Genomic DNA, 10,279 nt, shown 5'->3' with positions numbered 1-10,279 from the left:
CGCCGGGGGGGGCGCCGCCTCCCGGGGGCCCGCGGCGCCGGGCGCTGCGGGCGCCGCCCCCGCCGCCGGGATGCGCATCCACACCGGGTCCGAGGCCGGGCGCACGATCCCGCTGCCGGTCGGGTCCAGCGTGATCGGGCGCGTCGCACCGGCCCAGGTGCTCCTCGACGACCCGCTCGTCTCCAAGCGCCACGCCCGCGTCGAGGTCGATCAGGGCATCGAGCTCGTCGACCTCAACTCCGCCAACGGCCTGGTGGTCGACGGCGGTCTCGTGCAGCGCGTGCGCGTGATCCCCGGGCAGAAGATCACCATCGGCGCCACCGAGGTGTCGTTCTCGCTCGTCCCGCGCGTCGTGACCGACGACTCGCTCGTCCTCGAGCGCGGCGGTGCGCTGATGTTCAACCGGTCGCCGCGCGTGGAGGACCGGTACGCAGGCCAGGAGTTCCGGCATCCGATCATCCCCAACGAGGCCGACCCGCGGATCTTCCCGTGGCCGATGATCATGGCACCGGTGCTGCTGGGGTTCGCGATGTTCGCGGTGACCCAGCGCCCCACCGCGCTGCTGATCGTCGCGATGGCCCCGCTCATGATGCTCGGCAACTTCATCGGCCAGCGCACCCAGCAGGGCAAGAAGCTCCAGCTCGAGATCGAGACCTTCGAGACCCAGCTCGACGAGCTCGAGGAGCAGCTCGAGGCGGAGGAGGTGCTCGAGCGCGAGCGGCGCCGTGCCGAGGCGCCGGCCACAGCGACCGTGTACGAGAACGCGATGTCCCTCGGTCCGCTGCTGTGGACCAGGCGGCCCGAGCACTGGAACTTCCTCGGTCTGCGCCTCGGCGTGGGCGAGGGGAAGAGCCGCAACACCGTGCAGGAGGCCAACGACCAGCGCGGCATCGCGCAGTACTCGGCGCAGGTGCGGCGGCTGCGCGACCGCTTCGCGCGCATCGAGGACGTGCCGGTGATCGAGCTGCTCCCGTCGGCGGGCGCGATCGGCATCGCCGGGCCGCGCGAGTTCGCCGCGGACGTGGTCCGCGGGCTGGGCGTGCAGCTGTTCGGCCTCCACGCGCCGAACGAGGTCGTGACCGCGGCCATCGTCGATCCGGGATGGACCGGCGACATGGAGTGGATGAAGTGGCTGCCGCACACCACGAGCCCGCGCTCGCCGTTCGCCGAGATGGCGCTCGCCGACAGCCAGTCCGCCGGCACCGCTCTCCTCAACGGACTCGAGGAGGCGATCCTCGAGCGCCTGTCCGGATCGGCGACCCGGCGCGGGCCGCTGTCCGAGCAGGAGGTGTCGATGTCGCTCGGGAAGCACGTCGGCCAGCGGGCCGGCGGCGACGCGCAGGCGGCCGGCGACGTGTCGCTCGTGCTGTTCGTCACACACGACGCGCCCGTCGACCGGCCGCGGCTCACGCAGGTGATCGAGCGGGGACCGGATGCCGGGGTCTACACCGTCTTCGTCGCTCCGACCGTCGAGTCGCTCCCGGCATCGTGCCGCACGTTCATCGACGTGACCGGGGGGCTCGCCGACGCCGCGGTCGGCTGGGTCCGCGCGGGGGACCGCGCCCAGAGCGTCGCGGTCGAGGGCGTCTCGCGCGAGTACGCCGAGATCTTCGCCAAGCGCCTCGCGCCCGTGGTCGACTCGAGCTCGGTCGCCGCCGACTCGTCCGATCTCCCCGCGAGCGTGTCGCTGCTGCGCCTGATCGGCACCGACATGGCCGCCGAGCCGCAGGCAGCGATCGAGCGGTGGCGCCAGAACAACTCGATCATCGACCGCGCCCGCGGTCCGCGCCCGCGCCTCAAGCGCGCCGGCACGTTGAAGGCCTACGTCGGCCAGGGCAGCCCCGACGCGATGTCGCTGGACCTGCGCACGCAGGGGCCGCACGCCCTCGTGGGCGGCACCACGGGCTCGGGCAAGTCCGAGTTCCTCCAGGCGTGGGTGCTCGGCATGGCGGCCGAGTACAGCCCCGACCGCGTGACGTTCCTGTTCGTCGACTACAAGGGCGGCTCGGCGTTCGCGGACTGCGTGGAGCTGCCGCACACCGTGGGCCTCGTCACAGACCTGAGCCCCCACCTCGTGCGCCGCGCGCTCACGAGCCTGCGCGCCGAGCTGCACCACCGCGAGCACCTGTTCAATCGCAAGAAGGCCAAGGACCTCCTCGAGCTCGAGAAGCGCCAGGACCCCGAGACGCCGCCCGCGCTCGTGCTGGTGATCGACGAGTTCGCCGCCCTTGCCACCGAGGTGCCCGAGTTCGTGGACGGCGTCGTCGACATCGCCCAGCGCGGCCGCTCGCTCGGCATCCACCTCATCATGGCGACGCAGCGCCCTGCGGGTGTCATCAAGGACAACCTGCGCGCCAACACCAACCTGCGCGTCGCGCTGAGGATGGCGGATGCCGCGGACTCCAACGACGTCGTGGGCGACGCCGTCGCGTCGACGTTCGACCCGTCCCTCCCCGGTCGGGGCATCGCGAAGACCGGACCGGGCCGGCTCGTGCCGTTCCAGTCCGGCTACGCCGGCGGCTGGACGGCCGAGGAGCCCGATCGCGCGCAGGTGCGCGTCGCCGAGCTCCGGTTCGGCTCGGTCACGCTGTGGGAGGCCGAGGGCGACAACGACTCCGAGGCGCACGACGAGGACCTCGGCCCCAACGACCAGAAGCGGCTCGTCGCCAACCTCTCCCGTGCGGCTTCGGATGCCGGCATCCCGGCGCCCCGCCGCCCGTGGCTCGACGACCTGGCGACGACGATCGACCTCCGCGACCTGCCGCTGGACGGCGACCAGCGCATCCCGATCGGCCTCGCCGACATCCCGCAGCGCCAGCTGCAGGAGGCGGTGTTCTTCCACCCCGACACCGACGGGCACATGCTGGTGTACGGCACGAGCGGTGCCGGCAAGAGCGCCGCGCTGCGCACGATCGGCATCGCCGCCGGCGCCCGGCCGGACCTCGGACGCGTCGCGGTGTACGGGATCGACTTCGGCACCGGCAGCCTGCGGTCGCTCGAGACGATGCCGCACGTCGGATCGGTCGTGTCGGGTGACGACGTCGAGCGCGTGCAGCGACTTCTGCGCACCCTGCGCGGCGTGCTCGACGACCGGGCCAAGCGCTACTCCGACGTGAACGCGGCGACGCTGACGGAGTACCGCGAGATCACCGGCGACAGCGCAGAGCCGCGGATCATCGTGCTGCTCGACGGCTTCGGCGTGTTCAAGCAGGACTGGGAGACGTCCTCGACGCGCGCCGCGTTCTACGGCATCTTCATGCGCCTCCTCGGCGAGGGCCGGCCGCTCGGTGTGCACGTCGTGGCGACGGCCGACCGCTACGGCGCCGTGCCGACCGCGGTGAGTGCCAACGTCACCAAGCGGATCGTGCTGCGGATGTCGGACGAGGGCGCCTACTCGATCCTCGGGGTCGCGAAGGACGTGCTCAACGAGCGCAGCGTCCCCGGCCGCGCGATCGTGGACGGGCTGGAGACCCAGGTCGCCGTGATCGGCGGCACGACGAACGTCGCCGAGCAGAACGCCGCGGCCGAGGCGTTCGCCGCCGCGCTTCGTGAGGCCGGCGCCGTCGAGGCGAAGAACATCGGGTCGCTGCCGACCGAACTCGCTGCCGCCGAACTGCCCTCGCGGGTGGGAGACTTCCCCGCACTGGGCATCGGCGACGACACGCTCGGACCCACCGGCTTCGAGCCGGTCGGCACGTTCGTCGTCGCGGGGCCGCCGCAGTCGGGCAAGACGACCGCGCTGCGCGCGATCGTCCTGTCGCTGGAGCGCTTCGACCCCGAGGTGGAGCTGTTCCACATCGGCGGACGGCGGGCCGCCCTGCGCGGGCTCCGGCCGTGGCGACAGGCGGTGTCCACGATCGAGGATGTCCGCGCGCTCGCGAAGGAGCTCAAGGAGATCGTGGGCGACGAGTCGATCCCGCGACGGATCGCCATCGTCGTCGAGAACCTCGCCGAGTTCGCCGACACCGACGCGGAGCGGCCGCTCAAGGAGCTCTTCCAGGCGATCAACCGCAGCGATCACTTCCTGGCGGCCGACGGCGACGTCTCACAGCTCAGCAGCGGCTACGGCCTTGTGGGCGAACTCAAGGCGGGACGCCACGGCATCGCCCTGCGGCCGGAGACCTATGACGGCGATTCGCTCTTCAAGGTGCCGTTCCCGAAGGTGCAGCGCCACGAGTATCCCGCCGGGCGCGGCATCTTCGTCGAGAACGGGCAGCTGGTCACGGTGCAGCTGCCGCTGGTGGACGACGGCGCCTGATCCCCCGATGGGGAATCCTCCCCATGTGCATGCGGGTGGGGTTGCGCTTACCGTGGAGGCAGCCGGGGTGGTCCGGTGTTCCGAGAAGGAGATGGACGATGGCGGATTTCAAGGCTTCTTACGGTGAGATGGAAGCGATGTCGGGCAAGCTCGACAGCGGTCGTGAGGAGATCGGCGACATCCTGCGCCGCCTCAAGAGCGACGTGGACCGTCTGCTCGGCGACGACTTCAAGACGCAGCACGCGTCGGGCAAGTTCGGCGAGGGCTACACCGAGCTGACGACCGGTCTGGAGAAGGCCATCGAGGGCATCTCCGACATGGGTGAGTCGCTGCGCAAGATGCAGCAGGCGATCAAGGACACCGACCAGGCACTCGCCGGCAACTGACCGAGTCCCCCGGTTCGGCTGCCGGTGATGCCGGCAGCCGAACGGATCCCAGCATGTGAGGAGCGTGTCCGGTGTCGGACGGCGTTGACATCCCCCTCGAGTCGATGGATCAGCTCAACCAGGCGCTGAAGGCCATCGTCGTCGAGTTCGACGAGGCGGGCTCCCGCACGGGCTCGCTCCTCGAGGCGATCGGCCGGCCGTTCGGGCGCGGCGAGCTGCGCGACGAGGCAGACGACTTCGAGGGCCGTTGGGACGACAAGCGCGAGACGCTGCGCGGCCATCTGGTCAAGCTGCAGGAGCAGGTCGAGGGCGTGCGTGACGGCTGGGCGGACTTCGACCGCGAGCTGGCGGCGCAGATGGAACCGGAGGAGTGACCCGTGGGAAATGAGTCGTACTACCACCGCCAGATGTGGGACTCCCCGCAGGGTCGTGAGATCGAGCGACTCGCGGGCGACGCCGGCGCGATCATCTCGCGGGGCGGCAAGATCGAGTCCCTCGGCGACCGCATGCAGCGGGCGGCGAACACGCTCCGCCTCATCGCCGACGAGCAGGTCGGCAAGGGTGCATCGCTCGACGAGATCAAGGATCAGGCGGCGGAGGTCCACGCGGACCTCAAGAAGGCCGGCGAGCGGTACTCGCCGAGCGGCGCCGCGCTGTCGTACTACGGCCGCCGGCTGAGCGAGATCCAGCCGACCCTGAACCGGGCCGTCGCGGAAGCGGAGTCGGCGTGGGAGACGGTGCGGGCGCGCTCCTCCGCGGTCGACGACACCTCCGACCTCCCCGACGATGAGGATGGCGGATCGACCGGTCGCCAGGAGGCGCGCGACGACGCCGAGGGGCGTCTCGAAAGCGCGATGACGGAGTGGCGGATCCACGCGACCGAGTTCGATCGGCTCTACGACTCGTGGGAGCGCGCGTACGAGCACGCGCGTGACGAGCTGCAGGACGCCAACGACGACGGCGTCAAGGACGGGTTCTGGGACGACGCCCTGCCATTCCTCGAGGGATTGGTCGCCGTCCTCGAGGTGGTCGGCGTCCTCCTCGTGATCGCCGCGCTGGTCATCGGCGGCCCGCTGCTCGGCGTGATCGCCGCCGTCGTCGCGGTCATCACCCTGCTCGCGACGATCATCCTCGCCGCCAAGGGGCGGAAGGACGGCAAGGACGTCGCGCTCGCCGCATTGGGCGTCATCCCGTTCGGAAAGCTCGGCAAGCTCGTCAAGCTGAGCGACCTCGCCGCCGAGGGCGCGCGCTTCCCCCGTCTCGCGGGATTCCGCAACCTGTTCTTCGGCGCCGACGACATCCGATCGCTCAGCACGCATCTGAGCCGTATCGACTCCCGCGCCGCCGCGGCGTGGAACTTCACGACGAACGGCGCCCCGTGGGGGCAGATCACCGGCGGTTCGCGTTTCATCCAGCGCGTCATGTCGGGCACGCCCTACGTCTTCGAGAACATGCCGACCGTGCTTCCCCGCTCGAGCGCGATGTTCTGGGGTCGCTTCACCGGTTACGGAGACGATCTGGTGGGCCTCGGCTCCTTCGGCATGAAGCTCCCGGTGCTGACGGCGATCCAGGGGCACGTCACGACCCTCAACCTCGTGTCGTTCGCGAACGATCGCGTCGAGGCGGCGGCTGCGGACGCCCGCGTAGACTCGTGGCGATGACCTCGCTTCTCGAGCAGATGCGCAACGGCGGCACGGAGCCCGTGCCGCCGTTCGCCGTTCTCCTCCCCCCGGGCTGGCTCTCGCTCGAGCCGACGAAGGAGGCCCTGCGCGAGCTGGCGGACCGTGCGTCGGGCGTCTTCCGCAGTCAGCACCGCCCTGATCTCGACGGACGGTTCCGAGTCCTCATGGACCGCGCGGCCCGCGAGCTCCTGCAGCGCGACCCGGTGCGCATCATGCTGCCCGGCGGCGATGTCCCGCCCGAAGATCTCTTCCCGCTGTCGATCATCGTCGCCCGTGTGACGGCACCGGAGAATGGGCCGCTCGACGCCAAGGTTCATGAGCTGGTGCGCCGGCACGGAGCTGCGCCCTTCGACGAGGATGCCCAGATCATGCGCTGGCACTCGGACGGCCGCCTCGATCTCGACGGCGGCGTGGCGACGGTGCGATCGTTCAACTACCTCATCGCGATTCCGGGGACCGAACGGCACAGCGCGCTGCTGTTCACCGGCGTGCTGCCGGTGTCCGCGGGCGAGCGCCTCGACGACGACACGATCGCGGGTGCACAGGCCCTGATGGATGCCATCATGTCCACTTTCCGCTGGAGCCGCTGACGTGCCCTTCCGATTCGACTACCCCGCCGAGGTGTGGGCCGTGCTGCCCGAGCCGGATGCCGGTCGCGACGAGGAGTGGCTCGATGCGCAGCTCCTGATCGCGCGTGAGCAGTACGCCGACCGGATGGACGACGCACGCGCGTGGGCCGAGAGGGCGCTCGCGATGCGCCGGGAGGGTATCGCGACCTCCCTCTACTTCCGGCCGCCGGGACTGCCGACCTCAGGTGTGCTCCACCTCACGTTCGCCGACGTCGTGGTCGAGGACTCGGAATTCCGGGCGGACGACTGGATCCCGGAGGGAAGCGATCCGCGGTTCGATCCGATCGTGTCGGAGTTCGAAACCGACGCGAGCCCCCACGGGTACCGCGTCGCGTACGTGTCGGATCAGCGCACTCCCGACGGCGCTGAGCTCGCGGGCATCGTCTACGGCCTGCGGTTCGAGACGGGTCTCGCGACGGTGTTCTCGGAGCTTTCCGATCGCGAGACCACCGGCCTCATGCAGTGGCAGGCGGACCCGATCGTGGCGAGTCTGCGGGCAGAGGCATGACCAGCGTGCACGACCGCCTCGCCGCGATGGACCCGGCGGCTCTCGCGGCCGATCCGACTCTGGCGGAGCGAGCCGTGCTCGCCGGCGCACCGGCCTATCTTGCGCGAGTCGACGAGCTGGCGGCGAGGTCGGCGGACCGCATCCGCGAGCGTCGCTCGGCGATGATCCAGGGACTTCGCGATGACGCCGCGACGGCCGCACGGGCACCTCGCCAGCGCATGCCGTGGTTCCGCACGCTGGCGGTGCTGCTGACCTACCTCGCCGCCGCTGCGGCGTTCGCGCTCTTCTTCTCCCGCGCCGACATCGATCTCGAGGTGGCCGCTCCCGTGGCGATGTGCTTCGCCGCGGCATCCGCCCTCTGCTACGCGGGCGCGAGCCTTCCCGTGCGCCGATCGAGTCCCCCGCCCGCTGCGGTGGCGTTCTGCGGGTGGGTCGCCGCGGTCCTCATCGTCGCACCGCTCGGGTTCGCGTCCTTCCTCGTGCTGCGGTTCGAGCCGTCGCTCGTGCCGTGGCTCGTCGTCGGCGCGGCAGCCCTGATCCTGATCATCCTGCTCGCGGCGTGGTGCGCGTGGGCGCGTCGTGGTCTCGCGCCCGAACCCCGGCCCCGTCGCGCCGACCAGGACGGCGACGCCTTCACCGCAGAGCTCGCGTCCTCGGTCGCAGAGGAGCGGGACGCCTCGGCGCGTGCGGTGAGAGATCTGTACGCCGCCCTCCCCGAGGACGAGCGCGCGGCTCTGGCGGCAGGGAGGTCTGCCGCCGTGTCCGCGCTTGCCGCCCGCGGCATCGACGCCCCCCTCGGCGACCCGCTCGGAAGCGGTGTCGTGTCGTCTGCCGTCGACCGCGCTGCGCGCGCCGTCGGCGCTCGCTGATCGAGGATGCTCCTCCGCCTCGGCCTCCTGGTTCTGAGCATCCTGCTGGTCGTGTTCCTCGGCTGGGGCGCGGTGAGCACCTGGATCACGGTGTTCCGCGAGGGTCCGTACACCCCGATACCGACGTCCGGTCGCGGCGGCGGCGATCGGGGCGAAGGGCCGGCGATCGTCGGCGCGATCACCTTCACGCTCTTCGCGCTCGCCTCCGGTGCGGTCGCCGCTCTCGCGGCCGCCTCCCTCGCGAGGGAACGTCGTTCCCGGGGAGTTGAGCGGCGCTGACGGGCGCCGATGCGAGGACATGCTGAGCAGGAGCTGCGCGGTTTGACCGACCCCCGGCATCCCGCGTATCATTGACCGGGTGTGCGCTCGCGCGCGCCGTCCGCCGTGCCTCGGCGCGGAGGCGGTCTGCAAGCGCCGCATCTCAGGGAACGACCTGCGAACAGGTCACCCCCACGGCATATCCACCACACAACCGCGAGGCACCATCATGCCTCGCCGGTGGATGAATGTGAGCCCGCTGCGTCACGAATCGCAAGATCCGGATGCTGCGGGGGAGACACGACCGCTGTCACCGTGCAGCACCTGTGCGGAGCCTCAGGGACCCGCGCAGCACAACATAGGAGAGAACGTGCCAACCATTCAGCAGTTGGTTCGCAAGGGTCGCTCGCCCAAGGTCTCGAAGACCAAGGCGCCGGCGCTCAAGGCGAACCCGCAGCAGGCGGGTGTCTGCACCCGCGTGTACACGACCACGCCCAAGAAGCCGAACTCGGCGATGCGCAAGGTCGCCCGTGTCAAGCTCCGCAACGGCACCGAGGTCACCGCCTACATCCCCGGCGAGGGCCACAACCTGCAGGAGCACTCGCTGGTGCTCGTGCGCGGCGGTCGTGTGAAGGACCTCCCGGGCGTCCGCTACAAGATCGTTCGCGGCGCCCTGGACACCCAGGCCGTCAAGAACCGCAAGCAGGCCCGTAGCCGCTACGGCGCGAAGAAGGGTTGAGTTAGATGCCTCGCAAGGGACCCGCTCCGAAGCGCCCCGTCGTCAATGACCCGGTGTACGGCGCCCCCGTCGTCACCCAGCTGGTCAACAAGATCCTCGTGGACGGCAAGAAGTCCATCGCCGAGTCGATCGTCTACACCGCCCTGCGCGGTGTCGAGGCGAAGAACGGCCAGGACGCCGTCGCCACGCTGAAGAAGGCGCTCGACAACGTGCGCCCGACCCTCGAGGTCAAGAGCCGCCGCGTCGGTGGCTCGACCTACCAGGTGCCGGTCGAGGTCAAGCCTCACCGCGCCAACACGCTCGCCCTCCGCTGGCTCGTGAGCTACGCGAAGGGTCGTCGTGAGAAGACCATGACCGAGCGCCTCCAGAACGAGATCCTGGATGCCTCGAACGGCCTGGGTGCCGCGGTCAAGCGCCGCGAAGACACCCACAAGATGGCCGAGTCGAACCGCGCCTTCGCGCACTACCGCTGGTAACCAGCTCTGTGTCGCCGGCCGGGGGCGAGCCCCCCCGCCGGCGCCTCCCGAACACGTAAGGAAGACACCCCGTGGCACAAGAAGTGCTCACCGACCTCCACAAGGTCCGCAACATCGGCATCATGGCGCACATCGATGCCGGCAAGACGACGACGACCGAGCGCATCCTGTTCTACACGGGCGTCAACCACAAGATCGGTGAGACGCACGACGGCGCCGCGACCACCGACTGGATGGAGCAGGAGCAGGAGCGCGGCATCACGATCACGTCGGCCGCCGTGACCTGCTTCTGGGACAAGAACCAGATCAACATCATCGACACGCCCGGTCACGTGGACTTCACCGTCGAGGTGGAGCGCTCGCTCCGCGTCCTCGACGGCGCCGTCGCCGTCTTCGACGGCAAGGAGGGCGTCGAGCCCCAGTCCGAGACCGTGTGGCGTCAGGCCGACAAGTACGACGTCCCCCGCATCTGCT

The 10,279-nt window shown here is 70.4% G+C and carries 11 protein-coding genes; all 11 read left to right on the top strand.

Annotated elements, in window-relative coordinates; translation table 11 throughout:
• The coding region (locus ACE3O1_RS13000; protein WP_374315703.1) for an FtsK/SpoIIIE domain-containing protein at positions 1–4,258 on the top strand (4,258 nt) is incomplete at its 5' end.
• Between the two features lie 98 nt (positions 4,259–4,356).
• Positions 4,357–4,644, top strand: coding sequence for a WXG100 family type VII secretion target (locus tag ACE3O1_RS12995; protein WP_169580731.1), 288 nt, complete (start codon positions 4,357–4,359; stop codon positions 4,642–4,644).
• A gap of 71 nt (positions 4,645–4,715) precedes the next feature.
• Complete coding sequence (locus ACE3O1_RS12990) at positions 4,716–5,018, top strand: hypothetical protein (RefSeq protein ID WP_374315701.1); 303 nt, start codon at positions 4,716–4,718, stop codon at positions 5,016–5,018.
• Positions 5,019–5,021: 3 nt separating this feature from the next.
• The gene (locus ACE3O1_RS12985; RefSeq protein WP_374315699.1) at positions 5,022–6,305 is read left to right on the top strand and encodes a hypothetical protein; all 1,284 of its coding nucleotides are present in this window, start codon (positions 5,022–5,024) and stop codon (positions 6,303–6,305) included.
• Positions 6,302–6,916, top strand: coding sequence for a hypothetical protein (locus ACE3O1_RS12980; protein ID WP_374315697.1), 615 nt, complete (start codon positions 6,302–6,304; stop codon positions 6,914–6,916). Before ACE3O1_RS12985 ends, ACE3O1_RS12980 begins: the two co-directional genes overlap by 4 nt.
• A 1-nt stretch (position 6,917) precedes the next feature.
• Positions 6,918–7,463, top strand: a complete 546-nt coding sequence (locus ACE3O1_RS12975; RefSeq protein ID WP_374315695.1) for a hypothetical protein — start codon at positions 6,918–6,920, stop codon at positions 7,461–7,463.
• The gene (locus ACE3O1_RS12970; RefSeq protein WP_374315693.1) at positions 7,460–8,332 is read left to right on the top strand and encodes a hypothetical protein; all 873 of its coding nucleotides are present in this window, start codon (positions 7,460–7,462) and stop codon (positions 8,330–8,332) included. Before ACE3O1_RS12975 ends, ACE3O1_RS12970 begins: the two co-directional genes overlap by 4 nt.
• A 6-nt stretch (positions 8,333–8,338) precedes the next feature.
• A complete protein-coding gene (locus ACE3O1_RS12965) occupies positions 8,339–8,611 on the top strand; it encodes a hypothetical protein (protein ID WP_374315691.1) in 273 nt (90 codons plus the stop codon).
• A 349-nt stretch (positions 8,612–8,960) separates the two neighbouring features.
• The gene (gene rpsL, locus ACE3O1_RS12960) at positions 8,961–9,329 is read left to right on the top strand and encodes a 30S ribosomal protein S12 (protein ID WP_018171438.1); all 369 of its coding nucleotides are present in this window, start codon (positions 8,961–8,963) and stop codon (positions 9,327–9,329) included.
• Between the two features lie 5 nt (positions 9,330–9,334).
• Complete coding sequence (rpsG, locus tag ACE3O1_RS12955) at positions 9,335–9,805, top strand: 30S ribosomal protein S7 (protein ID WP_019181739.1); 471 nt, start codon at positions 9,335–9,337, stop codon at positions 9,803–9,805.
• Positions 9,806–9,876: 71 nt separating this feature from the next.
• A partial coding sequence (locus ACE3O1_RS12950; RefSeq protein WP_374315688.1) for a GTP-binding protein occupies positions 9,877–10,279 on the top strand: 403 nt, incomplete at its 3' end.

It is taken from the genome of Microbacterium sp. (genome assembly GCF_041909575.1).
Classification (GTDB): Bacteria; Actinomycetota; Actinomycetes; order Actinomycetales; family Microbacteriaceae; genus Microbacterium.
The sequence above is the reverse complement of the archived record's forward strand: the minus strand, read 5'-3'. Positions and strand labels throughout refer to the sequence as shown.